This is a genomic window from Methylobacillus methanolivorans (assembly GCF_044751345.1).
Lineage (GTDB): Bacteria > Pseudomonadota > Gammaproteobacteria > Burkholderiales > Methylophilaceae > Methylobacillus > Methylobacillus methanolivorans.
Genome location: NZ_JBIWXY010000001.1, coordinates 967112 through 991788, shown reverse-complemented (window position 1 = coordinate 991788; position 24677 = coordinate 967112). Strand labels below are relative to the sequence as shown.

The window sequence follows — 24677 nt, the reverse complement described above, 5'->3', positions numbered from 1 at the left end:
GCGTAGAAAGATTCCTGGCATGATGTGGTACAGGGGTTGCTTATAGTAAAGCGAACACAACCCCACTATAGGAAAGTGAAAGATGAAAACGAAGTTAAGTATGTTGGCGGTATTGGCAGCAATCTCTGCTCCGGCAGCTGCGGGCACGATTGACCTTGGGGTTGCTTCTAACTATAACGTGTTTGTATTTGATAATTATCAAACTTCTCAATGGGGCTGGAGTTCAATAGATGGTGCTCTGGCCGTGGGCGGCAATGCTAATTTGACAAGCACAGGCGTGAGTAACTCCAAGAACAATCAATATAAGGTTGTAGTCGGAGGAGTTGCGACAGTAAATTCTTGGGATAGCGCAGTGTATAACAATACTGCCGGTATCAATTTTGCCGCTGCAAAGTCTAATTTGAGTGGCCTCTCGAACAGTCTGTATACAGCAGCAGCAACCGGCAGTGTGGAATATAAATATGGCACTGGTGGCTACTTGACAGGCACTAACTCCAATGTCGAGTATTTCACTCTTGACGCCGCAAACTTGTCATCGATTGGCAATTGGCAATTAAGCAATATTGCTTCTGGTGCAACGCTCATTGTCAATGTGTATGGAAGCAATGTTGCGCTGACTGGTGGTTGGGATGCGTTCGGTGGTTACAATACATTATTTAATTTTTATGATGCTAAGACAATCAATCTGAATAATATCAACTTCAGTGCTAGCATTTTGGCGACAGAGGCAACAATTACTGGTAGTAGTGGCTCGGTTAATGGCACGGTAGTTGCCAATAACTGGAATAATTCCCTGACTTTGGGAAATGGTAACGGGTTTGTCGCAATCACGACAGCAGTACCCGAGCCAAGTAGCTATGCCTTGTTGCTGGCTGGTTTAGGTGTGATTGGGTTGACAGCAACCCGTCGCAAGAGGATTTTGGCTAGAAGTTAAGCCATACCATCTGAATCCCGGGGGGGATAGAGGAGGAGAAAGGCGTGGGGTATTACTACCCACGCTTTTTTCCTTTCTGGCGTTTATGTTTTTTGCTTAATGTTTAGTCTTGGTCAGCGTATAGATGCGAGATCACCAATAATACTCAGTGATGATCGTGGTGATGCACCCGGCGGATTGCCTTCAGGTGACGGCGGATATACCAGACAGCGAATATGACGCCAGCTACGACCAGCACCATGTGGAATTGATGGAAATAGACTTCCAGAGATTCCCAATGCTGTCCGAACTTCATGCCAGCATAGGCTAGGAAATAACACCAGATCAACGAGCCAGCAAAGGTGTAAGCGATAAACTTGCCCATCGCCATGCGGGCAACTCCGGCGGGGAAAGCAATAAAGGTGCGTACTGCTGGCAACAGGCGACCAATGAAGATAATGATTTCGCCATACTTGGCAAACCAGCGGTCAGCCAGGTGCAGGTCGTGATGGGAGATCAGCACCCATTTGCCATACTTTTCCACCAATGGACGTCCACCAAACATGCCGAGGTAATAGGCAGGGATGGAGCCAACCACGCAACCCACAGCCCCAGCCAGTGCCACGCCCCATAATGTCAGCTCACCTGTGAAAACCAAGTAGCCTGCGAACGGCATAATGATTTCTGAAGGCAGGGGAATACAGGCAGATTCAATCGCCATCAACAGCACAATGCCACCATACCCCATGGTGGAGATGATGCCCATGATCCAAGCCGCAATGGCGGCGATGATTTTTTCCAGCATGTTTAGATGAGTTCCTTGAGCAGGTTTTTGATGAAGTCGGCACGTTGTGCGATGCCGGGGTATTGTACCGTAACCCTGAGTTTGTCCGGTCCGTTCATGCGGCAGCGGCGGTCACGTTGCAGCAGCGCGATGAGCTTGGTTGGGTCTAGCTCTGTGCTTGGCGCAAAGTGCAGCTGGATCGCGGAGTCGCTGGCGTCAATCTTGTTGATCCCCAGTGGTTTTGCTGCAATGCGCAAGCGGTGGCAGGCCATTAGGGCTTCACCTTGCTCGGGTAGTAAGCCAAAGCGGTCAATCAGCTCTTCCTGCATGGTGTCGAGGTCATCATCGTCGTTGCAGTTGGCGAGGCGCTTGTAGAGCACCAGGCGCTCGTGCACATCAGGGCAATAATCGTTCGGCAACAAGGCAGGCGTATGTAAGTTGATCTCGGTAGTTACGCCGAGCGGTGCCGATAGGTCAGGCTCTTTGCCTGCCTTGAGCTGTTTCACGGCGTGATTGAGCATGTCGGAGTAAAGGGTAAAACCAATTTCCTGCATTTCACCACTTTGGCTATCGCCCAGTAGTTCGCCCGCACCGCGGATTTCCAGATCATGCATCGCCAAGTGGAAACCTGCGCCGAGATCTTCCAATAACTGGATCGCATCAAGGCGTTTTTGCGCTTGTGGCGTGATATTGCGGTCTGGGTCGGTGAGTAGGTAAGCATAGGCCTGATGGTGTGAGCGGCCCACGCGACCACGCAACTGGTGCAATTGTGCCAGGCCAAACATATCAGCGCGGTTCATGATGATGGTATTGGCGGTGGGCACATCAATGCCGGTCTCGATGATGGTGGTGCACAGCAGCAGGTTGAAACGCTGTTGGTAAAAGTCACGCATCACATGCTCAAGTTCACGTTCGCGTAACTGGCCATGGGCGATGCCAATACGTGCCTCGGGCAAGATTTTTTCCAGCTTTTCCTTCATGACGAAGATGGTATCCACCTCATTATGCAGGAAATACACTTGTCCACCACGCTTGAATTCACGCATGGCGGCTTCGCGGATAATGCCTTCGGAGTATGTCGTCGCGAAGGTCTTGATTGCCAGGCGTTTTTGCGGTGGTGTGGCAATCACTGAGAATTCGCGCAGGCCTTCCATTGCCATGGAGAGCGTGCGAGGAATGGGCGTAGCGGTGAGGGTTAGTACATCCACCTCGGCGCGCATGGCCTTGAGCTGTTCTTTCTGGCGCACGCCAAAACGGTGTTCCTCATCAAGAATGACCAGGCCAAGATTCTTGAAATGAATGTCTTTTTGTATCAGGCGGTGAGTGCCGATCACAATATCGATACTGCCATCTTCCAGACCCTTGAGTGCCTGAGTTTGCTCCTTGGCAGTACGGAAGCGTGAAATTTCCGCAATCTTGATTGGCCAATCGGCAAAGCGGTCGCTGAAATTATTGAAGTGTTGTTCCGCCAAGAGTGTTGTAGGTACCAACACGGCTACCTGCCTGCCACCCATGACTGCAACAAAGGCAGCGCGTAGCGCCACTTCTGTCTTGCCAAAGCCGACATCGCCGCAAACCAGCCTATCCATGGGGCGGCCAGATTGCATATCGCTGATGACGGCCTCAATGGCGGCAAGTTGATCTGTCGTTTCTTCGAAGGGGAAGCCTTCGGCAAAGGCTTCATAGTCATGCAGGCCCAAGGTGAAGGCGTGGCCTTTGCGCGCAGCTCGCTGAGCGTAAAGGTTGAGCAGCTCTGCGGCAGTATCGCGCACTTGCTTGAGGGCTTTTTTCTTGGCTTTTTCCCAATGGCCGCTGCCCAGGCGGTGCAATGGCGCAGACTCTGGTGGGCCGCCGGAATAGCGCGAGATCAGGAATAGTTGTGAGACCGGCACATACAATTTGTCGTCGCCTGCATATTCTAGCAAGAGGAATTCGGTTTCACCTTCGCCAAAATCAATATTGACCAGGCCACGGTAACGCCCCACACCGTGTTGCTCATGGACGACCGGATCGTGCTCACGCAGCTCGGATAAATCCTTGAGCATGCCTTCGGTGTTGCGTTGTTTCTCCTTGTCGCGGCGGCGTTGCTGGCGCACGGTGTTGGCATATAGCTCGGCCTCGGTAATCACGGCAATGTCATCCAGGACAAAACCGCCATGCAAGGGGCTGATGCCTAGCATTACAGGCGCTGTGCTGGCCTGGAAGCTTAGCCAGTCGTCGCAGGCCTCATAAGTGATGCCATGATCACTGAATAGCTGTGCCATGGTTTCGCGGCGGCCCAGGCTTTCGGCAGCAATCAGGGTGCGGCCCTTGAAACGGCGCGTGTAGTCTTGCAGCTTGTTGAGTGGTTGTTCCGAGCGGCGCTCCACTTCCAAGGCAGGCAGTTTTTTGTCTGCATCCAGGCTCAATTGCAGTCTGGCCCAGGCATGGCTTTGGCTGAATAATTCATCCGCCTTGATCAGCAGGATTTCTGGCTTAAGAATAGGGCGCTCAGGGTCGTGCGCTAATTGGCGATAACGTGATTGTGCATCGTGCCAGAAGGCTTGTGCTGCCAAATCAAGGTTGCCATGTAGGCAGAGCAGGGCATCTGCTGGCACATAATCCAGCAAGGTCGCTGTCTGCTCAAAGAATAAAGGCAGATACCATTCGATACCACCACTGGCGATACCCTTGGAGACATCCTTGTAAATACGGCTGCGGGATGGATCACCCTCGAATATCTCGCGGAAATTCTGGCGAAAACGGGCAATGCCGTTTTCATCGAGCGGGAACTCCTTGGCAGGTAGCAGGCGGATATCGGCAACTGGGTAGAGACTGCGCTGGGTATCGACATCGAAGGTGCGGATGGTCTCGATCTCGTCATCAAACAAGTCCAGGCGGTAGGGCAATGCGCTACCCATCGGGAACAGGTCGATGAGGCCGCCACGCACGCTGAATTCACCTGGGCTCATGACTTGGCTGACATGGTGATAGCCGGCATTGGCGCATTGGTTGCGCAATGCTTCGACATCCAGTGTCTGGCCTTTTTTCAGCATGAAGGTATGCGCGGCCAAATAAGCATTGGGCGGTAGGCGTATCAGTGCTGTTGATATTGGCACAAGGACAATATCGCAACTGTTCTGGCTAATCTGGTACAGCGTGGCTAGCCGTTCAGAAATCAGGTCAGGGTGCGGTGAGAAGTGGTCGTAAGGCAGGGTTTCCCAGTCCGGCAGCAGATGCACCCGCAATTGCGGCGCATACCAGGGAATCTCCTCCAGTAGTCGCTGGGCATCGAAGGCATTGGAGGTAATGACGACGATAGGCGATTTTGCCGATGTCTGTGAGCGTTCTGTGGCCAGTCGGGCCAAGGCCAGGCTATCCGTGCCAGGTGTTAGTGGATCAAGTCGGTTAGTTTGACCAGTTGCCGGGATGGGCAGGGAAAACTGCATTGCTTCGCCGTGATAGATGGAATAAACGGCTTATTATAGCCTTCACCTTATAGCGCGGCTAATAGTGAATTGGGCAGGTGTAGTCGTTCACTGCCTCAAGACGCCTTCCAGGCTGTCCGCTTGCGGACATGCCAGAAGACAGAACTACTTTTACTTGCTAAGCAGTTTGTTGATTTGCGCTTCAGCTGCAGTCCAGTATTCCACCGGGCTGCCAGCAAAGCCATTGCGTTCAGCAAGAAAATACGCGGCAACCTCGACCATACGATAATGTTCTTCTGGACTGATCTGGCTAGTGGTATCCGTTGTCTTGGTCTTGCTGGTGCTGGCTTTTCTGGTGGTGGTTTTCTTGGGGGTCACAGGTTTGGCTGTGGGGGTCTTGGGTGCTGCGGTTTTTTTTGCAGTGGTGCTCTTGCTGGGTGTAGCCATGTCGAATCCTTTCTTGTGGTCGGGACTTCTATGCTGCGTTGAGGGGAGGTGAAGGCGGTAACCTTCACCTCCATCATATTAAACCGTTCCGCCCACCGTCAAGCCGTCAATGCGTAATGTCGGCTGGCCTACACCTACCGGCACACTCTGGCCTTCCTTACCGCAAGTACCAACGCCGCTATCCAGCGCCATATCATTACCTATCATGGAAACACGGGTGAGCACGTCAGGGCCATTGCCGATCAATGTGGCACCCTTGACCGGATAGGCGAGCTTGCCGTCTTCGATCATCCAGGCTTCAGCCGCGGAGAATACAAACTTGCCGCTGGTGATGTCGACTTGACCGCCGCCAAAGTTGGCAGCATACAGCCCCCTCTTGACCGACTTGATGATTTCCTCTGGCGCCATATTGCCGTTGAGCATATAGGTGTTGGTCATGCGTGGCATGGGGATGTGGGCATAAGATTCACGGCGTGCATTGCCTGTGAGCGCCATGTTCATCAGGCGCGCATTGAGGCTGTCCTGAATGTAGCCTCGCAAGATGCCATCTTCGATCAGGACAGTGCGCTGGGTAGGGTTGCCTTCATCATCAATATTGAGCGAGCCGCGACGATTGCTGATGGTGCCATCGTCGACCACTGTTAATCCCTTGGCGGCTACCTGATGGCCAATAGCATTGCTGAACGCAGAGCTACCCTTGCGGTTGAAATCACCTTCCAGGCCGTGGCCGATCGCTTCATGGAGCAATATGCCAGGCCAGCCTGAGCCGAGCACCACCGTCATGCTACCCGCAGGCGCAGGACGGGCCTCTAGGTTGACCTGGGCTTGGTGCACGGCTTTTTGTGCATAATCCTGCAATACTTCATCGGTGAAGTAACTGTAATCGAAGCGTCCGCCGCCGCCTGCGGAGCCTTGCTCGCGCCTGCCATTATGTTCGGCGATGACCTGGATCGAGAGGCGCACCAAGGGGCGCACATCCGCCGCCATCACACCATCATGACGCGCGACCATAATGACTTCATATTCACCCGCGACTGAGGCCATCACCTGGGTGATACGAGGGTCTGCTTTACGGGCATACATCTCCAGGCGCTCTAGCAACTTGACCTTGGCCTCGGCGCTGAGCGAGGCGATAGGGTCTTGCGGCACATATAGCTGGGGAGCGCTGATGCGCTGCACCGCCTGGCCTTGTTTTTCTTCGCCGAGTGCTGCAATGGCGCGTGTTGCATTGGCTGCCTGCTTGAGTGCAGGCAGGTTGATGTCGTCGGAGTAAGCAAAAGCGGTTTTCTCACCGCTTACAGCACGCACGCCTACACCTTGGTCTATGCTAAAGTTGCCTGATTTTACCTGGCCTTCTTCCAGTCCCCAGCTTTCCGCCCGGCTGTATTGAAAATACAGGTCGGCGTAATCGACCTGATGCGACATGATATTGCCAATCACGCCTTGTAGCTGGCCAACATCCAGGCCACTGGGAGCGAGCAGGGTTTCTGTCGCGGTGTTGAAGTGCGAGTCTGTCGCAGGGCTGGAGGCGGTGGGTAAGCTATCGGGTTTCATGGTAAAGCGTCTTCCAAGTTGCATGGATTCCATCATAACAGTGCGTTGGGATGACGGAACATAAGTATTTTCTGTAAATGATGCTTAATAGATGGAGTAGATCAGCGCTTTTTTCAAGCCAGATAGTCGTATCAACCAACAACATTGGTGCGCTTCTGGCTAGTTGCTCTGCCCGCATGACCTGTGGTGATACAAGGCAGGGCAACGATGCCAGAACCGGGTCGCGATGGCTTTATAGCTTGCGGTGCTTCAATGCCGGCAGGCTTTTGCGCAGGCTCTTGAGATAGGCGGTGTTGATGGATGAAATCACGACCCCTGAGCCACGAGGTAGCCTGTCCTGTACGACACCCCAAGGGTCCACGATCATGCTGTTGCCATGGGTTTCGCGCCCCGAGGCGTGGTAGCCGCCTTGACCGGGCGCGATCACGTAACAGAGATTCTCGATGGCACGGGCACGGATCAGTGTTTCCCAATGGGCTTTGCCGGTGGTTTCGGTGAAGGCAGACGGCACGGCGATGATATCGACATCGCCCATGGCGCGGTAAAGCTCGGGGAAGCGTAAGTCATAGCAGATAGAAAGGCCGAGCTTGCCGAAAGGTGTATCTACCGTCACAACGGCATCGCCAGGCTCTATGGTTTTCTTTTCCTGGTAATGCTCCTGGCCTTGCTCAAAGCCAAACAGGTGGATCTTGTCATAACGTGCTACCTGTTTGCCCTTGTCGTCGTAGACCAGGCAGGCGTTACGTACCTTGTCTGGATTATCAGACTCCATTGGCACCGAGCCACCGATGATCCATACTTGGTGCTTCTTGGCCGTTTTGGCAAGAAAACGCTGGATAGGGCCACTGCCTTCTTTTTCACGGACGGCAACCTTATCAGTATCTTTGATGCCCATAATGGCAAAATATTCTGGCAGGGCGATCAGCTTTGCTCCCATATTGACGGCAATTTCGATCAGGCGCTCGGCCTCGCTCAGGTTGGCAGCAACGTAAGGGCCAGAGGCCATCTGGATGGCTGCAATACGATTAATGCCAGGGATCGAGTTCTTGGCTTTGCTCTTGGCAACTTTTTCTCTTGATTTGATGGCCATGTTTTATTTTCCGGACGGATGACGAATTATCGGGTCAGTTTGTTGCATTTATACGAGGGGCATCAACTCATCGCCCCAGTGGCAGAGGTGCTTGGTTGTTATTGTCACGCTTGCTGCCTGCCTTGATTTCAACCGGGTTGTCCCAGGTGCCGACAAACTCATACTCTGATGAGGCAATCTGGTTCAAGGGGTCTTTCAACAGCTTTTGGGCAATATAAGTGGCGGCACCTACCACGGGGCCACCTGCCAGTGCTGCAATCGACAGGCTGTCGCTGACATACGGTGTTACCTTGACCTTGAGGTGCTGGGTTTCCTTTTGCAGGTCGGTTTCGCCTGTCATTTGTACTAGTGCAGTCGGGCCTTCCAGGCGGAAGTCGTCGCTGCGCATGATGCCATTATCGATACGGACATTGGCGCCAATCTTGTCAAAGGCAAATCCACTGCTGAATACATCACGGAAATCAAAGGTGAGGCGGCGCGGCAGGTTCTGCAATGTCAATACGCTGAACAAGCGACCAACGCCAGGCTGTATCTTGAGAATCTGGCCTTTGCGTACATCCAGCTGCAAGTCGCCGCTTAACCGGGTGGTCTCAAAATCATGCGGGCTACCTGGCCACTTGAGTTGGCCGGTGAGGTTGGCGTTGCCATCCTTGATGGCATTGGGGTAGCCAAAGCGCTCCAGGGTCTTGCCGACATTGGCGATTTTCCAATTAATGTTGAGGCGAGTGTTAGGCGTGCGCTTCCAGTTGTGCCATTCGCCATCGGCATTGAGCTCGCTTTCAGGGGAGGAAATGCGTAGCTTTTCAATGCTCCAGTCATTATTGTGCTCGTTGGCAAGCAACTCCAGCTTGCCTAGTTGCTTGGTGCCATATTCAAAACTCTCGGCTACGATATCCAGCGAAGGGTATTCGCTGACATTGCTTTGTTGGCTGAATTGGCCTTGAGTGCGCAACTGTGCAGTATCTGGAGTAGAAGATGGAATGCTCAGGCGCTTGAGGCGGGCCAGCACTTTGCCGTTACCTTGGCTTAGCCATTGAATATCCCCGGTCAGCTCCTTGCTTTGTGCCTGCATTTGCCAGCCATCCTTGATCGCCGTGGCGCTGAGCTTGAGGTCATTGATACGGCGGTCAAACACATCCAGCTTGTTGATAGCAAGGTCTACCTTGCTGATATTGACGCTATCGTTGGCTTGCTGGTTCTTGCCCTTGGTACTGCTGGCGAGTTCGCGCCATTCGTCTACATCAAGTAGATCCATCTTGCCATGTACGCTGATGCCGGGCTGTTGTGGCAGCGCTGGGGTGACGTTCAGGCCAATATCGCCACGTTCAACCTGCCAGTTGCCATTACCTTGCTTGGTACGCACAAACACTGCACCCAGATTGCTGCCATAGTTGACGCTAATATTGTCCCGATTGGGGTTGGGTTGTTTACGCTCAATGCGCAAAGGCACATTGTCGTTCATGGCCTTGTTGAGTGGGAAGGGCAGGCTGGAGGTCATGCCTTGCAGGGTGGAATTGATCAGGATATCCACGCCATTGGGGCTGGCATTGATATTGCCAGTCCAATCTGCCGTGCCAAATATCCTGTCAAATATGCCCGTGTCAAAGCTGGAGCGCAAACCAGCATCACTGACTTGCCCACGTGCACTGATGCGCACCGACTTATCCTTGCCTGAGCTCAGGCTGACTTGTGCTGGCCCGCCATAGACCCAGGTGCCGATATTTTGCCCACGCAGGCCACTTTCAGTGAAATCAAGTTTGCCATTGATGCGTGTCAATGGTGGGGTGTCATCGCTCGATAGGCTGCCATTGATGATAGTGTAGCTACCCTTGACCTTGGTCGCATCGACATCATTCAGTGGAATCTGCAAATCCAGTGCCAACTTACCATTGCCACTGGTTTCCAGGCCCTTCGTGAATCCACCCACAATCTCGACCAGCGGGCTGGAGTTGAGATATTGGATGCCATTGCTGATGGGGCCTTGGCCTTCGCTGACTACGCTCAGGATGGGCTGATGGGAAGCCAGGTTAGGAATCACGACCTGGCTCTTGATGACTTGTGTGCCTAGTGTATTGCCCTTGTTGGCATTTAACTCCATGCGATTGCCTTCAAACAGCATATCGAGGGCGATGTTATCGATCTTTGGCCACTCGGGGGCAAACTTCAGCTGGCCATCATGAATCTTGGCCTTAACTTGGAACAAGCCGTTTTTGTTGCCATCAAAAGGAAATTCGCGCAGATTGCCTTTGATGATGACGCTAACATCCTCACTCTTGCCGGCAAGGATGGATGTGTCCAACCACGACAAAGTCTGCTCGCCCAGAATCAATGGGAAATAGAAGCGGGCATACTCCCCATTCACACGATTAAGCTTGCCTACTAGCTCCAGCATATCGCCCTGCGTTGGGTTGTGCTGGAAGTTTGCATTAATGGCACCAGCCAGGTGACGGTTGGAAATATTGAGGTTGCTGACGCGGATTTCCGGTTTGCCGTCATTGGTTTTCCACTTCACCTGGCCGGTGAGCTTGTCCGCAGGCAATGGCCAGCGCAGGATATCCTTGAACTCAAGCTCGGCATTGCGCGAGCTAAGCGTCAGGTTGCCACCATCCTGGTCAGCATTGATGCTGCCACTCAATTGCTTGAAGCCGGGGATATGCATATAAGGGCGCATGCCCAGATCGCTGAACTGGGTACTCAATTTATACTTTTCCGGAAACCCGCCATGACTGGTCCAGGCCATATTGAGCTTGTGTAACTCGCCTACTGGCTTGATTTCTTCCAGGGTTTGCTTGAGTTTGCCAGGTAGTGGCAGGTGGGAGGCAAGCAAATACGCAGATGGCAGTGAAATGTCATCCAGCGCGACATTACCTTCCAATGTTTGTTGCTCACCTGCATGACGCTCACGCAGTGCGATGGTGCCATTCTGCATATCCAGGCCATTTGGCGTGACTATCTTGAGCCTATCGGCAGTCAGCTCCTGGCCATCCTTGTGCTTGATCCACTGCAACCTGCCGGATAGCTGTTGTAAACGGGCTTCTGGTTGATCCTTGATGATATGGCTGACAACATTGTGCAGGATGACATCACTGGTGAGTTTTCTTGGCGCGCCATTGGCAAATTCCAGCCACGCACGCATGGCACCATAGCCTTGGCGGATGTCGATCAGGTTTGTGGGCAACCATTGACGCCATGCGGCAATGTCGGTGCCATCGGCATGGGCATACAAGGTGCCACGCCAGTCATCAGGCTGGCCGATATCCTTGCCATAAAGGTTGCCGCGCACATCTATTGGCCCCGAGGCTGCGACCGACGGGATCGCTTGCAAGCCAAAACGATGGTGCCCGATCAGGCTGCTCCATGCCGGGTTTTCGATATGCAGGTTGAGTTGATCTAGGCTGAGGGCAGGGGCTTTGCGCAATTCATCATGCCAGGTGATGCTGGCATTGCGTACATCAATGTTGGCTTGCCGTAGCAACCAATTAGCAAATTCCGGTCTGGATGGCCCATTGGTCGCCATGCCAGCGACATAGATCGTGCCATCTTCCTCGCGGCGTATGCTCAACGCGGGATCATGAATGATCAATGAGCTGAGGCGTGGTTCCAGCAAGGGGATGCTGAGCCAAGAGACGCTGGCTTCAATGTGCTGAAAGGACAATGCGACGCGGTGGTCGGCATCGTAAATATCGATATTGCGCAATGAGAGATGCGGGTTAAGACCATTCCAGCTGGCATGTAGGTCTTGGATAGTCACGGTCTGGCCGAGAACGGTGCTTACCTTGGCTGCAATGCGTTCGCGGTAATCGCCGATATTGGGCAGGATCAGGTAGCGCAAGCCAAGGACGATAATCGAGAATGCAATGATGGCAAACCATAGCAGGGCGAGGGTGGTGCGGTAACACCATAGCAGGGACTTTTTGACCATATCTTTATTGCATCATCATCGCCGGAAGCCGCACGATTTGTGCCTGTGAGCTATATATTTATCAGTATGCCGAAGTATTTCATTGGCACGGGTGTTGGTCAACGCTTGAAGGGCGAAAGTTGCCAGGTTTAGCTTACAATAACAATTGTTCACAAAATATTGCCTGATTGTTCCGCGAGCAACCTCTCTTCCCCTTGTCCATTAATTGAGTAGACATTCTTGATTCAGCTTAAAAACATCAAATTGTACCGTGGCGTAAAGTGCCTGATTGAAGGCGCAAGCTTCCAGCTTCATCCAGGCCACAAGGTCGGCCTGACCGGCGCCAATGGCGCAGGAAAGTCCAGCGTATTTGCCATGTTGCGCGGGGAGTTGCATCCCGAATCGGGTGAGCTGGAGATACCGGCCCACTGGACCATCGCCCATGTTGCCCAGGAAACCCCGGCACTGGCCGATGCAGCGATAGAGTTCACGCTTGATGGCGACGTTGAACTACGCCAGGTTGAGGCCCAGCTACGTGAGGCCGAAGCGGCAGGCGAGGGCGAGAGGGTCGGGGAGTTATATGCTCGCCTGGGAGAGATTGATGGCTATTCTGCACGCGCCCGAGCGGCAGAGTTGCTGCATGGCCTGGGTTTTGGCTCTGCTGATCTGGCACGGCCTGTGTCTGATTTCTCTGGTGGCTGGCGCGTGCGGCTCAACCTGGCGCGGGCCTTGATGTGTCGTTCTGATTTGCTGCTACTAGACGAGCCCACCAACCACCTTGATCTTGATGCCGTGATCTGGCTGGAAAACTGGCTCAAGGATTATCGCGGCACCTTGCTGCTGATCTCGCATGATCGCGATTTTCTCGATGCCATCGTTAACCACATCGCGCATATCGAGCAGCAGAAGCTCACCCTGTATCGCGGTGGCTATTCAGATTTCGAGCGCCAGCGTGCCGAGCGTCTAGTGCAGCAACAGGCCAGCTATGAACGTCAGCAGCGCGAAGTGGCGCACTTGCATAAATACATTGACCGTTTTCGCGCCCAGGCAACCAAGGCACGACAAGCGCAAAGCCGTATCAAAGCCTTGGAGCGCATGGAGATGATCAATGCGGCGCACGTGGATAGCCCGTTCAGTTTCAGCTTTCGTGCTCCGCTTTCCGCGCCAGACCCATTGCTGGTGTTAGATCAAGCCGATGCTGGCTATCAATCTACCATCATCTTGCAGCACATCATGCTGACCTTGCGCCCTGGTGAGCGAGTTGGCTTACTGGGCCGCAATGGTGCGGGTAAATCTACCCTCATCAAGTTACTCGCCAATACTATGGCACCGCTGCAAGGCAAGCGCGTGGAAGGCAAAGATTTGCGTCTTGGCTACTTTGCCCAGCATCAACTGGAACAACTGCGACCTGACGAATCACCCTTGCAGCACATGCTGCGGCTGGACCCGGAAACACGCGAGCAAGAGCACCGCAACTATCTTGGAGGCTTTGATTTCCGTGGCGATATGGCGACCAGTGCCGTGGGCGCGTTTTCCGGTGGGGAAAAATCCAGGTTGGCATTGGCATTGTTGATCTGGCAACGTCCTAACCTTTTACTGTTGGACGAGCCAACCAACCACCTTGATTTGGAAATGCGCCATGCCCTGACCATGGCGTTGCAGGATTACCAGGGCGGTATGGTGCTGGTGTCACATGATCGTGCCTTGCTGCGTGCTACCTGCGATCGCTTCCTGCTGGTGGCTGATGGCAAGGTGCAGGAGTTTGAAGGTGATCTGGAAGATTACCGGAATTGGCTTAATGAGCAACGCCTGCGAGACAAAGCTGAAGAGGAAAAGTCCAAGCCAGAAGCCGTGCCTAATGCCCGGGCGCAAAGCAAGGCCGAGCGCCATGCCAGATTACAGGAGCGCCGCCCACTGCTGAAAGAACTGGAGCAGATAGAAAAGAAAATGGCGGCCTGGCAACCAGAGAAAAATCAACTGGAGCAAGCATTGGCGGCACCCGAGTTATATCAGGAAGCAGACAAAACCCGCTTGTTAAACCTGCAAAAGCGCCAGGCTGAGCTTGAGCAGCATTTGGGCCAGGCGGAAGAACGCTGGCTGAGCTTGCACGAGCAGCTAGAAGCGTTGCCGGAAATCAGCTAAAAGATAACCATCATTCTCAAGCTAAATTCAAGACCGAAGTACAAAGGAAGACCATGGAAATACGCTATTCACAAAGATTAAGCCTGGCTTATGCCCTGTGCCTCAATGAGGCCCGCACCAATGCAGGCGAGCCACCTAGCACCAATCTGGAAGACTACGATGCGCTGGAAGCCTCGACCTACTTGGCCTGTTACATTACCTTCCGGGCGATCAAACAGGCGGGGCGCTCGCCAGCCGATGAACGCGTGGAAAACTTCGATATGCTGGCTGTCTATCAGGCATATGCCATGCTGGTGTATACCTACCTGACACTACCGTTGGGTGAAGAGGGCATAGAGCCAGATTACAAGGCATCTGCCATCACCATTGCTCGTTCATTGTTCGCCGAGCTGGAAAACGAAGAGCTGGCCGAAATTATCGAATCCGGCAACCATAAATATCAACTCATTGGCGATGCAGAAGCCGAACACTGGATGAATTACCGCCAGGATGTTGAGAAAGTACTAATGGCATTTGTGATCGCTGCGACAGATGAAGAAGCGCCTTTCGATAAGGAGGAGTTGGTGCCGATGCTGGGGGCGTTGCTGAGTATGTTGTGTGAGGCGTTTGCGAGTGAATAAAATGTCAAATGATAACGAAACAACAGGCACCTGACGGTGCCTGTAACATTAATATGTTAAGCCGCTAAACTGAGCGAGTTGCTAGTGCTACTGGTATCGTCACTACTTCCATACGCCGCAATCAATTGCCCAATTTGTCGGTTGATGCTGTTGTCTTCTGGTTGTTTTGCTTGATTGCCTTCATTCTGGCGCTGATATTCCATGGCTTCTTTCGCGCTTACCTTGCCATCTTTGTTGGTATCCGCTGCCTCGAAGTTTGCGGCGATGGTGCTCATCAGGCTGGATAGTTGGCTGTCGTTGGTGCTGGAGGCAATGCTTTCCAGTTCGTCTTGGGTATAGCCTTCATCGTCTTCTTCGCCTTGTGGCGGAGGAGGCGGTGGCATACCGCCTTGCACGCGTGAGTTGTTGAACTGGCTGTTCAGTTCGCTCAGCAGGTTGCTGATGCCGCTGCTGAGTTCTGATTCCGTCAGTTTGCCATCGCTGTCGCTATCCAGCGAGCTGAACAATTCATCAGTATCGCTGCTGTCATCATTGCCATTGATCTTGCTCAGTGCCGATTGCAGGTCTGCCTGCTCGATATAGCCTTTATTGCTGGTATCCAGCTTGCCGAAAATCGAGCTGGCTATCTGGGACGCACTTCCCGAAATACTACTGATCATGTTGTTCTCCTGATTGTTGGTGTTGCCAGCAGGACGATTGCCCTGCTCATGGAGTTGCTAACGGACATGATGCGCCCAAGTTTTGCCTGTGAGGTGTAAAGCCGGGTAAAGCTATGTAAACCCTACATCTGCTTGAGTATTGCATCCCGGGGACGGCCTTCCCATGCTTTGCTGGCTGGTAGTGGGTGGTGCTCTGGACGAGCCTCGGGGCGTGGTTTGTCGAGCTCACGTTTTTCATCAAGCTTGATGAGTTGTTCTGGTGTGAGCACGGCGCGAATGCAGGATTCGGTATTGATGCGAGAGAAAATAGCATCGCCTTGAGCGCGGGCTAGTTCGGTGCTCAATTGCCTTGCTTTCTTCTCATCGAAGCCGGGGGAGGTGACAAGCTTGTCGATTTCTTCACGCAACTTGCGTTGTTGCTTGAAGTTGTTACGTGTTGCAGGCGCTTCTGCATGCAGGATGTAAAAAATCTTATCTTCTTGGGCTTCGCTCAATCCCAATGCGGCGAGATGGGGCGGCAAGCCAAAGCCAGGGGTTTCCTGCACAAATCCTGGGCCTGCTTTAGGTGGTGCGTCCTCCGGGTGTGGGGGCTCTGCGTTTACCCAGGTGCTGGATAGCGTTAATACACTGGTGATCAGGATGCGGACTAGGGTGCGGTGGGCATTCATGTTATTTCCTTTCTCTCAGGCACAATAATGACGAAACATGTGAGTGGAAATTTTGCTGCTGGCTGGTGTTAATTGCCGTTAACTGCGGGTAAAGATAGGTAAATTTGCCAGCTGGGGCATGTCGTGTTGAGCGGTGAATGGTTATGATGTGGCTGCATAAACAGTGTTCAGAATTCTTATGACAAAAGTACTTTTGATTGATGATGATGTGGAGTTGGTTAACCTGATCAGGGAATACCTGGTGCAAGAAGGGTTTGACGTGGAGTGCGCCCATGACGGCGAAACCGGCATCATCTATGCAGAAACATTATCTCCGTCCTTGATCGTGTTGGATGTCATGATGCCTAAACTTAATGGCATAGAGGTATTGCGCCGCATCCGAGCTTCCAGCAATGTCCCGGTCTTGATGTTGACCGCAAAAGGTGACGATGAACATCGTATTGTCGGGCTTGAGTTAGGTGCGGATGACTATGTGCCTAAACCATGTACTCCACGCGAGCTGATTGCCCGTATTCGGGCTATCTTGCGACGCATCGTACCAGTCACTGAGCAGACACAGGCCCAGATCAATGTCGGCCCGCTTGCGTTATGGCCAGAGCGACGTCTGGTGGAGTGGGAGGGGCAGCCTATTAACCTTACGAGTACCGAGTTCAATTTGCTGGAGGTGCTGGTCAGGCAGGCGGGGCGCGTGGTCAGTAAGAGCGATCTTTCTACGCTGGGTTTGGGGCGGCCATTGTCACGCTTTGACCGCACGATAGACGTCCACCTGAGCAGCATACGTCAGAAGCTGGGCACGCTCGCTGATGGGCGTCAATGTATTCAAACCGTGTATCGTATGGGTTACCAATTGATCAAAGAGTAGCCATGGGGCGTTTGTTCTGGAAGTTCTTTTTCTTCTTTTTCTTTGCGCAGATGACTTCCATTATTGGTGTCAGTCTGTTTTTCTGGGTTTCTGCGCAACAGCAAGCCAATGAACGACATGCGAATGAGCAGCTGCGCAGCGGCCCAATGGAAATGGCCTTGCTGGAAGCCGCGCATAGTGCATTGCAGCATGGTGGCGAGCCTGCTTTATCGGCGTTGCTGCAGCAGTGGTCTGGTAAGCATATGCCCCAAGTCTATGCGGTCAAGGAAAATGGGCAGGAGGTGTTGGCTCGTTCCCTCCCCGATGACATGGAAGATATCCTGCATGCCGGGCGCGGCGTGCTGACCGTGCATGGCAGTGATGGTCAGGCAGTCAGGCTGTTCACGCTAGAGCGTCGCTCCGCTGGCCCAGGCTTTGGGCCTATGCCTGGGCCGCAAGGGATGGAGGGAAGGCGTCCTCCAGGCGAGCCTAATGGCATGGGGCAACCTCCACCCAGGCCGGTGGGGCCGATTTTCCCCTGGACACCTGTGTGGGCAGGCCTGATTGCCAGCCTGGTATTTGCGGCCTTGCTGGCTTGGTATGTTTCAAAGCCTATCAAGGAATTGCGCAAGGCATTTGCCCGCGTGGCGGGCGGTAATCTTGAAGATAAGGTGAGCCCCGCCATGGGTAAGCGCCGCGATGAGCTGGCCGACCTGGGCCGTAGTTTTGATCGGATGACGAGCCAGTTGTACTTATTGATGCAAGGGCAAAAGCGCCTGCTGCATTATGTATCACATGAAATGCGTTCACCATTGGCACGGCTACAAATGGGGATAGGCCTGGCTAAGCAAAGCCCCGAGCGCCGCGCAGATAGCCTGGATCGCATTGAGCTGGAGTCCATGCGCATGGATAAGCTACTGGGCGAGGTGTTGGAGCTATCCCGGCTCGAATCGGGCGTGATGGCCGTCAAGAAGGAGAAAATCATGATCAGTGAACTCCTGGAAGTGGCGGTAGAAGATGCGCGGTTTGAGGCATCGGCCAAGAATGTGACTATCCAGAGCCGTATTGAGGCGGATGCAGAAATAGAGGCGCAGCCTGATATCTTGTACCGGGCCTTGGAGAACGTGCTGCGCAATGCGATTAAATACAGCCCTGACTATGGTGAAGTAAACCTGGAAACCCAGCGCCGGGATAATTGGCTGGTGGTGCGGATTTTAGATCGTGGCACGGGAATTCCTGAAACAGAACTGACTCATATCTTCCAGCCTTTTTATCGCGCCGATAGTGCAGGCAGCGTGACCGGGCATGGATTGGGGCTGGCGATTACCAAGCAAGTGCTGGATTTGCATGGTGGCAGGATCACGCTGCAAAACCGTCAAGGCGGCGGTTTGCTGGTCGAAGTTGCCTTACCTATGACTGGGTGAGGTCTTCACTTGCTGTAGGTAGTAGGGTATTGAATAGCTGCCGATAAGCCTGAATGCCTTGTGCCAATGGATAGCGCGCCAGAATCGTCTGGCGTGCAGCATCACGTATCTCCTGCAATTGGTTCGGTGAGGCATATACCTGATCTATGGCATCAGCTAGTTCCGTGGCGGAAAAGAAATCTACCAATAAGCCATTTTCCCCGTGCTCGATGACTTCCTCCACCGGCGCGGTGCGCGAGCCTATCACCAGGCAGCCAGCAGACATGGCTTCCAGCATGGACCAAGACAGCACGAAGGGCACGGTGAGATAGATATGTGCTGAGGAAACTTGCAGCACGCGCAAATATTGCTGATAGGGCAGCTTGCCAAGGAAATGTACGCGGTTCATATCCAGCCCTTGTACTTCTTGCAGCAGCCTGGCCCTGTAGGTTTCGCCCGCTGGCAATTTGCGGCCATAACTTACCTCGTCCCCACCCACGATCAAGATATGGCAATGAGGCCTGCGCTTGAGGATTTCCGGCAATGCGCGCATGAAGACATGAAAGCCGCGATAAGGCTCGAGATTACGCGACACATAGGTGATGACTTCGTCTTTGCGCGTTAACTTCAGGCCGGAACCTAGTTGTACCCAGGCGGTGGGGTCAGGCTGGGCAGCCTCGGTATGAATGCCTTCGTGGATAAGGCAGATTTTCCCCTGATATTCAGCAGGATATAAACTGCGCTGCCATGCGGTGGGGCTGATGCCCATATCAGCGGCATGCAGCGAGAGCAGATTGGTGATGTTCTTGGTGCGGATGCGCAGAAGATCATCCAGCGTAAGCGGATATTCAGGGTCGAAGCCGGCATCAGCGCCATGGGGTTGATAAAAAAATTCAAAAAAAGTAACCAGCCGCACATCGGGATAAATATCCTTGGGGTAAATCGCTTCACCCCAACCCATGTGGGCGACGATGATGTCGGGCTGGTAGCCCTTTTCCTTTAGGTGCAGCAGCGCCCTGGCAACACTTTGTCCTCTAATGACATGCTCTTCTACCGGAGCGAGATAGGGGTGTACGCCAGGGGTGCCGCTGCGGGCGGGGATATATTCCATGCGCTGCACGCCCTGCATGCCGGGTGCATGGGCCTCGCATAAACTTAATACTTGATGCTTGCCTTCATCGATCAGGGATTGGGCGATATGACGGAACTGCCCGGGAAAGTTCTGATGAATGAAGAGAATGTTCATGTTTCAGCTTTCGATAAAGTCGCCATCGACATACCACCATTGCCCTTGTTCACGGACGAAGCGGCTGCGCTCGTGCAGTTTTTCTGCCTTGCCATTCACCTTGTAGCGGGCGATGAACTCGACATTGGCATTGCTATTGTCGATTTGCTCATCGTGCAGGACTTTTAGCCCCAGCCATTTGAGAGGTGGCGCGTTTGCTTCATCATCCTGCAATGAAGCCGGGCGGGTGGAGGCCTGCCAGGTTTGCAGCAGGTAATCCGTCAAGCCCAGTACATAGGCGGCATAGCGAGAGCGCATGAGCGCCTTGGCATCGGGCGCTGGCTGCCCAGAGTGCCAGCGCTGACAGCATGCGGCGTAAGGCGCTCCACTATCACAAGGGCAGGTGACGCTGCTCGGTTTCATGCTGCTTAGAAGATCTCGCGCGTTTCGAGGAACTCAATGTCTGGATAGCGCTCTTGCGCCATTTGCAGGTTGACGCGATTGGGCGCGAGGTAGACATATTCCTCGTTGCCATCCAGGGCGACATTGAAGCCATACTTGTCCGCAATTGCCTTGAGATCGGCATCCGACCCCCGCAACCAGCGTGCGGTGGCACAATCGTAACTTTCAAATGCGACGTCTACGCCGTATTCATGTTCCAGGCGATGAGCGACGACGTCGAACTGCAACAGGCCGATGGCGCCCAGGATGAGATCGTTGGACAACAAGGGACGGAACAACTGCGAAGCGCCTTCTTCAGCCAATTGCTTGAGGCCGATCTGCAATTGCTTCATCTTCATCGGGTTCTTGATGCGTGCACGGCGGAAATATTCCGGCGCGAACGAGGGGATACCGATGAACTTGAGGTTTTCACCCTCGGTAAAAGTATCACCTAGCTTCACCGTGCCATGGTTGGGGATGCCGATAATGTCGCCGGAATAGGCCTCGTCCATGGTGGTTCTGTCTTGTGCCATGAAAGTGATGGCGTTGTTTACCGACAAGGTTTTGCCGCTGGCAACCTGCTTGATCTTCATGCCGCGCTCGAATCGGCCCGAGCAGATGCGCAGGAAGGCAATACGGTCGCGGTGTTTGGGGTCCATATTGGCCTGGATCTTGAACACGAAGCCGGAGAATTTATCTTCGGTGGGTGGTACCTCGCGGCTGGCGGTTTTGCGTGACAATGGTGCAGGGGACAATTCAACAACCGCATCCAGCAACGATTGCACGCCAAAGTTGTTAATGGCTGAACCGAAGAACACTGGTGTCTGCTTGCCATCAAGATAAGCTTGTTTGTCGAAGGCATTGGACGCACCGCGCACCAACTCTACATCAATGCGTAGTTCTTCAGCCTGGGAGCCGATGAGTTCGTCCAGGCGTGGGTTGTCCAGGCCCTGGATAATTTCTGCCGTGCCTTTTTCAGCATGTGGGTCGAAAAAGCTGATGGTGTCGTTGTACAGGTGATACACGCCACGGAAGCTCTTGCCCATGCCGATCGGCCAGGTCATGGGCGCACATTGCATGCCCAGCGTGGATTCAATTTCATCCAGCAGCTCGATGGGTGCGCGTGATTCGCGATCCAGCTTGTTGATGAAGGTGAGGATGGGCGTATCGCGCATGCGGCAGACATTGAGCAACTTGATGGTCTGGGCTTCTACACCGTTGACCGAGTCGATCACCATCACGGCTGAGTCCACTGCGGTGAGTGTGCGGTAAGTATCTTCCGAGAAGTCATCGTGACCGGGAGTGTCGAGCAGGTTGATCATGTGTTCGCGGTAGGGAAACTGCATGACCGAAGAGGTCACGGAAATACCGCGCTGCTTTTCCAGCTCCATCCAGTCCGAGGTGGCATGGCGTGCGGCCTTGCGGCCACGTACCTCACCGGCGACCTGGATGGCACCGCCGAACCAGAGCAGCTTCTCGGTAAGCGTGGTTTTACCCGCATCCGGGTGGGAAATAATCGCAAAAGTGCGCCGACGCTGGATTTCTGAAGTGAAACTGGACATATCTACCGTGAACGATGAGCAAAAACGAGCATTTTACCTTGTTTGTGAATATGACTATCGCTTAATTGTCGGGAGGGATTTGACCTTAAGTAAGGAATAAAGAAGAATATTGCAAAAATAGTAATACCTCATCGTAATATCTGATGAGCACGTGCTTGAAGGTAGGCCTTTGTTACATCCCTATGTGAAATGTCATATCGACATGCCTGCGGGTTTCCTATAATGCTTGATAACAAACAGAGGCAGGGCAGGATGAAGCACAATAATAATCAACTGGCTCCAGACGTTTTATCGCGCTTAAAGCAAGCGACGGGCCCCCTGCATGCCCAGCTAGACCAGCAGTTGCCTCTTGCGAACCCTCTGGCTCAGGAGCGCGATTACCTTCAACATATCCATCTGTTTTATCAATGGCTGGCTGCCATTCAGGAGACACTGATCCACCAAGCACGCTTGCCACAGGATTATCTTGACCAGAACCAACAGTCGCTGACTTGGCTGGCAGAGGATCTTCAGATCGCAGGCATGACGTTACCGCACGCTTACCCATCATTTTCCCTCACACCTGACCATGCTGCTGCTTGGGGTGTGCAATATGTTATTGAAGGATCCTATTTAGGGGCCAGTGTGTTGTTTAAGCGTTTTGCCGAGCTCCGTTCAACACGTTGCCCGATGAAGTTCTTTCGTGAACGTAGCCAGGGCAGTGCTTTACGCTGCAAGCAATTCAGGCAGGATGTTGCGACCGTGGTTAACTCGGAGCAAGACATCGTGAGTGCTGAGCAAGCTGCGAGGCAGGCATTTGAGCATTTTCTGCTGGTTATGGATGCCCCACAGGATCAATATGAGTCTAGCCAGCGTTACGCTTGATAACTGCAGCCAGGAACCGATTCATATTCCTGGCTTGATCCAGTCGCATGGGGTCTTGCTGGCTTTTGACCTTGATGCACGGCTGATGCATTGCAGCATGGGTGCGGATGCGGTGCTTGGCACACTGCCGGAACTAGGACAGTTGTTGCAGGCCAACCATATGACGCTGGCTCCCAAAGCCAACGCTGAAATTTCCGCTTGCTTGCGAGAGGCATCTGCAGGCCATGGCTTGATGCATACGCATGAGGTGACAATTCAGGGCAAGCTATTTGATTTGGTATTGCATGGCTATCAGGGTTTGGTGATTGCCGAGTTCGAGTTAAGGCTGGGGGAAGACCAGCATATTAATATCTACTCCTCCAAGGCACAGCAGGCGATTAGTGCCATCAAGTGCCAGACGACGATTAACGGTTTACTCAATGCCGCGGCAGCGGAGTTTCGCAAGCTCACGGGCTTTGACCGTGTGATGGCGTATCGTTTTAGGCATGATGATAGTGGTGAGATCGTCGCTGAAGCCAAGCGTGCCGATCTGGATAGTTTGGTGGGGCGCCGTTATCCCGCTAGTGATATTCCGGCGCAGGCCAGGCGTTTATATATTGAAAATACCCTGCGCCTGATTGTGGATGTCAATGCGCAGGCGGTGCCTGTACTTAAGGCAGCAGATACCAAGCCGCTGGATATGAGCCGTAGCGTGCTACGCAGCGTTTCCCCGATTCATATTGAGTATCTGCAAAATATGGGGGTGGGTGCCTCCATGAGTGTCTCGATTGTGTTGAACGGAAAGCTCTGGGGCATGATGGCTTGCCATCACATGTCGGCCCACCAAGTGCCTTATTCGATAAGGATGGCGTGTGATGTGCTGTGCCATATTCTCGCCAGTGATATCCAGCAGTTGGAGACCCGGCTGAGCGCAGAGCGACAGGTTGCCGGTGCCAGCCAGCGCGCAGCCCTGGTGCTGAAGCTGATGGAGTCGGATGATATTTTTTCGGCGTTATTCTCGGGTATTGCGGCGATTCGCGCATTGATCCCTTGCGATGCCATGATGATGACGCATGGCGGCAAGTTGCATGTGTCGGAGACTGCACCACCAGCCCTGGTCAAGCATTTGTTGCAATGGTTGAATGATGAGTTGAGTAACCGTGATTTCTACCATGCTGAAAAACTGGATGATCTACCTGCCGAGTTGGTGCCTTACATGGATGGCTTTTGCGGCCTGTTGGCGTTTAATATCGACAAGGTCAACCAGAGTTGGCTGATTCTGCTGCGCTTGGAGCAGGTGCATACCATTAGTTGGGGTGGCAAGCCGGAAAAAATCTATCAGCCCGGCCCGCTAGGCCCAAGGCTGACACCGCGCGGTTCGTTCGATGAATGGAAGGAAACCGTCAAAGGACAGGCCGAGCCGTGGAGTCGTGCTGATCTGGCCGATGCGCGTGATTTGCAGCATGACCTGCTTAAAGTCTGCAATACGCGTAATGCGGAAACTGAACGCATGCGCTCCCAGCTAATGGCAGTGCTAGGACATGATTTACGCGACCCCTTGAATTCGATCAGCATGGCTGCGCAAATGATGGAAATGCAGTCTGGCACCTCGCGCATGAGCGCTCGCATCAAGAGTTCTAGCGGGCGCATGCAGCGCCTGGTCAACCAAGTGCTGGATATGGCCCGCTTGCAGACTGGGCTTGGGTTGAATTTGGGGTTTGTCGAGACGGATGTCTCTGCGCTATTGCAGGATCTAGTGGAAGAAAATCTTACGGCTTATCCTGATGTGCATATCAAGACCGAGATTGCCACCGGTGTATTGGCGAACTTGGATTCTGATCGTGTGGCGCAAGTGATTGCCAACCTGATCAGCAATGCCCGGCATCATGGTGAGCCGGGGTGCGAGGTGATGGTCAAGCTCTGGACTGAGCATGGCTTACTACGCATGACAGTGCATAATGCCGGCGGGCCGATTGAAGCAGAGTTGGTGGAGGTCTTGTTCAACCCTTTCAAACGTCATGGTATGTCCAGCGTGCGTAACCGCAATGGCTTGGGCTTGGGCCTGTATATTGCGCATGAGATTGTGAAAGGCCATCAAGGAGAGATTCGCTATGACTATGTGGATGGCGAAATTGTGTTCAGTGTTGTACTGCCAATGTGGCAGGCTTAAAGGGGAA

The 24677-nt window shown here is 53.3% G+C and carries 18 protein-coding genes; 7 read left to right on the top strand and 11 right to left on the bottom strand.

Annotation, left to right across the window (positions count from 1 at the left end; translation table 11 throughout):
* Positions 1 to 82 precede the first annotated feature (82 nt).
* Complete coding sequence (locus ACIKP9_RS04575; protein ID WP_400879877.1) at positions 83 to 934, top strand: choice-of-anchor A family protein; 852 nt, start codon at positions 83 to 85, stop codon at positions 932 to 934.
* Between the two features lie 145 nt (positions 935 to 1079).
* Here the strand turns inward: ACIKP9_RS04575 and ACIKP9_RS04570 are convergent, their stop codons facing one another.
* The 6 genes from ACIKP9_RS04570 to ACIKP9_RS04545 all read right to left on the bottom strand — a co-directional run bounded on the left by ACIKP9_RS04570 (position 1080) and on the right by ACIKP9_RS04545 (position 12117).
* On the bottom strand, positions 1080 to 1718 hold the full coding sequence (locus ACIKP9_RS04570; protein ID WP_400879875.1) for a DedA family protein: 639 nt from the start codon (positions 1716 to 1718) through the stop codon (positions 1080 to 1082).
* Positions 1719 to 1720: 2 nt separating this feature from the next.
* Complete coding sequence (mfd, locus tag ACIKP9_RS04565; protein ID WP_400879872.1) at positions 1721 to 5125, bottom strand: transcription-repair coupling factor; 3405 nt, start codon at positions 5123 to 5125, stop codon at positions 1721 to 1723.
* A 150-nt stretch (positions 5126 to 5275) separates the two neighbouring features.
* Positions 5276 to 5551, bottom strand: coding sequence for a DUF2934 domain-containing protein (locus ACIKP9_RS04560; RefSeq protein WP_400879869.1), 276 nt, complete (start codon positions 5549 to 5551; stop codon positions 5276 to 5278).
* Between the two features lie 78 nt (positions 5552 to 5629).
* The gene (gene tldD, locus ACIKP9_RS04555) at positions 5630 to 7105 is read right to left on the bottom strand and encodes a metalloprotease TldD (protein WP_400879866.1); all 1476 of its coding nucleotides are present in this window, start codon (positions 7103 to 7105) and stop codon (positions 5630 to 5632) included.
* 232 nt (positions 7106 to 7337) lie between these two features.
* A complete protein-coding gene (locus tag ACIKP9_RS04550) occupies positions 7338 to 8195 on the bottom strand; it encodes a carbon-nitrogen hydrolase family protein (RefSeq protein WP_400879863.1) in 858 nt (285 codons plus the stop codon).
* 67 nt (positions 8196 to 8262) lie between these two features.
* Complete coding sequence (locus tag ACIKP9_RS04545) at positions 8263 to 12117, bottom strand: YhdP family protein (RefSeq protein ID WP_400879861.1); 3855 nt, start codon at positions 12115 to 12117, stop codon at positions 8263 to 8265.
* 219 nt (positions 12118 to 12336) lie between these two features.
* On the opposite strand from ACIKP9_RS04545, the gene ACIKP9_RS04540 reads away from it, so the two are divergent.
* Both ACIKP9_RS04540 and ACIKP9_RS04535 read left to right on the top strand, forming a co-directional pair.
* Positions 12337 to 14238, top strand: coding sequence for an ATP-binding cassette domain-containing protein (locus ACIKP9_RS04540; RefSeq protein ID WP_400879859.1), 1902 nt, complete (start codon positions 12337 to 12339; stop codon positions 14236 to 14238).
* A 53-nt stretch (positions 14239 to 14291) separates the two neighbouring features.
* Positions 14292 to 14858: a hypothetical protein gene (locus ACIKP9_RS04535; protein ID WP_400879857.1), complete on the top strand. Its 567-nt coding sequence runs from the start codon at positions 14292 to 14294 to the stop codon at positions 14856 to 14858.
* 56 nt (positions 14859 to 14914) lie between these two features.
* On the opposite strand, the gene ACIKP9_RS04530 is transcribed toward ACIKP9_RS04535, so the two are convergent.
* Both ACIKP9_RS04530 and ACIKP9_RS04525 read right to left on the bottom strand, forming a co-directional pair.
* Positions 14915 to 15517, bottom strand: coding sequence for an EF-hand domain-containing protein (locus ACIKP9_RS04530; RefSeq protein WP_400879855.1), 603 nt, complete (start codon positions 15515 to 15517; stop codon positions 14915 to 14917).
* 122 nt (positions 15518 to 15639) lie between these two features.
* A complete protein-coding gene (locus ACIKP9_RS04525) occupies positions 15640 to 16185 on the bottom strand; it encodes a Spy/CpxP family protein refolding chaperone (RefSeq protein WP_400879854.1) in 546 nt (181 codons plus the stop codon).
* Between the two features lie 178 nt (positions 16186 to 16363).
* Between ACIKP9_RS04525 and ACIKP9_RS04520 the strand changes: the two genes are divergently transcribed.
* Both ACIKP9_RS04520 and ACIKP9_RS04515 read left to right on the top strand, forming a co-directional pair.
* Complete coding sequence (locus ACIKP9_RS04520; protein WP_400879852.1) at positions 16364 to 17047, top strand: response regulator transcription factor; 684 nt, start codon at positions 16364 to 16366, stop codon at positions 17045 to 17047.
* A 2-nt stretch (positions 17048 to 17049) separates the two neighbouring features.
* A complete protein-coding gene (locus ACIKP9_RS04515; RefSeq protein WP_400879850.1) occupies positions 17050 to 18450 on the top strand; it encodes a HAMP domain-containing sensor histidine kinase in 1401 nt (466 codons plus the stop codon).
* Here ACIKP9_RS04515 and ACIKP9_RS04510 read toward each other — a convergent pair.
* From ACIKP9_RS04510 to ACIKP9_RS04500, 3 genes are read right to left on the bottom strand one after another with little or no spacing between them, the layout of a single operon-like run.
* Positions 18437 to 19675, bottom strand: a complete 1239-nt coding sequence (locus ACIKP9_RS04510; RefSeq protein ID WP_400879848.1) for a glycosyltransferase family 4 protein — start codon at positions 19673 to 19675, stop codon at positions 18437 to 18439. The two genes, ACIKP9_RS04515 and ACIKP9_RS04510, sit on opposite strands and share 14 nt — an antisense overlap.
* 3 nt (positions 19676 to 19678) lie before the next feature.
* On the bottom strand, positions 19679 to 20077 hold the full coding sequence (locus tag ACIKP9_RS04505; RefSeq protein ID WP_400879846.1) for a YchJ family protein: 399 nt from the start codon (positions 20075 to 20077) through the stop codon (positions 19679 to 19681).
* Positions 20078 to 20082: 5 nt separating this feature from the next.
* The gene (locus tag ACIKP9_RS04500) at positions 20083 to 21657 is read right to left on the bottom strand and encodes a peptide chain release factor 3 (protein WP_400879844.1); all 1575 of its coding nucleotides are present in this window, start codon (positions 21655 to 21657) and stop codon (positions 20083 to 20085) included.
* A gap of 252 nt (positions 21658 to 21909) precedes the next feature.
* On the opposite strand from ACIKP9_RS04500, the gene ACIKP9_RS04495 reads away from it, so the two are divergent.
* Both ACIKP9_RS04495 and ACIKP9_RS04490 read left to right on the top strand, forming a co-directional pair.
* Positions 21910 to 22521: a biliverdin-producing heme oxygenase gene (locus ACIKP9_RS04495; RefSeq protein ID WP_400879842.1), complete on the top strand. Its 612-nt coding sequence runs from the start codon at positions 21910 to 21912 to the stop codon at positions 22519 to 22521.
* Complete coding sequence (locus ACIKP9_RS04490) at positions 22496 to 24670, top strand: ATP-binding protein (protein WP_400879839.1); 2175 nt, start codon at positions 22496 to 22498, stop codon at positions 24668 to 24670. The genes ACIKP9_RS04495 and ACIKP9_RS04490 overlap by 26 nt, the downstream gene beginning before the upstream one ends.
* The last annotated feature ends 7 nt before the right edge of the window (positions 24671 to 24677 follow it).

Excerpts from the sequence above, each read along its gene's own strand:
- ACIKP9_RS04575 (WP_400879877.1), top strand. The coding sequence starts at position 83 with ATGAAAACGAAGTTAAGTATGTTGGCGGTATTGGCAGCAATCTCTGCT.
- ACIKP9_RS04570 (WP_400879875.1), bottom strand. The coding sequence starts at position 1,718 with ATGCTGGAAAAAATCATCGCCGCCATTGCGGCTTGGATCATGGGCATC.
- mfd (WP_400879872.1), bottom strand. The coding sequence starts at position 5,125 with ATGCAGTTTTCCCTGCCCATCCCGGCAACTGGTCAAACTAACCGACTT.
- ACIKP9_RS04560 (WP_400879869.1), bottom strand. The coding sequence starts at position 5,551 with ATGGCTACACCCAGCAAGAGCACCACTGCAAAAAAAACCGCAGCACCC.
- tldD (WP_400879866.1), bottom strand. The coding sequence starts at position 7,105 with ATGAAACCCGATAGCTTACCCACCGCCTCCAGCCCTGCGACAGACTCG.
- ACIKP9_RS04550 (WP_400879863.1), bottom strand. The coding sequence starts at position 8,195 with ATGGCCATCAAATCAAGAGAAAAAGTTGCCAAGAGCAAAGCCAAGAAC.
- ACIKP9_RS04545 (WP_400879861.1), bottom strand. The coding sequence starts at position 12,117 with ATGGTCAAAAAGTCCCTGCTATGGTGTTACCGCACCACCCTCGCCCTG.
- ACIKP9_RS04535 (WP_400879857.1), top strand. The coding sequence starts at position 14,292 with ATGGAAATACGCTATTCACAAAGATTAAGCCTGGCTTATGCCCTGTGC.
- ACIKP9_RS04530 (WP_400879855.1), bottom strand. The coding sequence starts at position 15,517 with ATGATCAGTAGTATTTCGGGAAGTGCGTCCCAGATAGCCAGCTCGATT.
- ACIKP9_RS04525 (WP_400879854.1), bottom strand. The coding sequence starts at position 16,185 with ATGAATGCCCACCGCACCCTAGTCCGCATCCTGATCACCAGTGTATTA.
- ACIKP9_RS04520 (WP_400879852.1), top strand. The coding sequence starts at position 16,364 with ATGACAAAAGTACTTTTGATTGATGATGATGTGGAGTTGGTTAACCTG.
- ACIKP9_RS04515 (WP_400879850.1), top strand. The coding sequence starts at position 17,050 with ATGGGGCGTTTGTTCTGGAAGTTCTTTTTCTTCTTTTTCTTTGCGCAG.
- ACIKP9_RS04510 (WP_400879848.1), bottom strand. The coding sequence starts at position 19,675 with ATGAACATTCTCTTCATTCATCAGAACTTTCCCGGGCAGTTCCGTCAT.
- ACIKP9_RS04505 (WP_400879846.1), bottom strand. The coding sequence starts at position 20,077 with ATGAAACCGAGCAGCGTCACCTGCCCTTGTGATAGTGGAGCGCCTTAC.
- ACIKP9_RS04500 (WP_400879844.1), bottom strand. The coding sequence starts at position 21,657 with ATGTCCAGTTTCACTTCAGAAATCCAGCGTCGGCGCACTTTTGCGATT.
- ACIKP9_RS04495 (WP_400879842.1), top strand. The coding sequence starts at position 21,910 with ATGAAGCACAATAATAATCAACTGGCTCCAGACGTTTTATCGCGCTTA.
- ACIKP9_RS04490 (WP_400879839.1), top strand. The coding sequence starts at position 22,496 with ATGAGTCTAGCCAGCGTTACGCTTGATAACTGCAGCCAGGAACCGATT.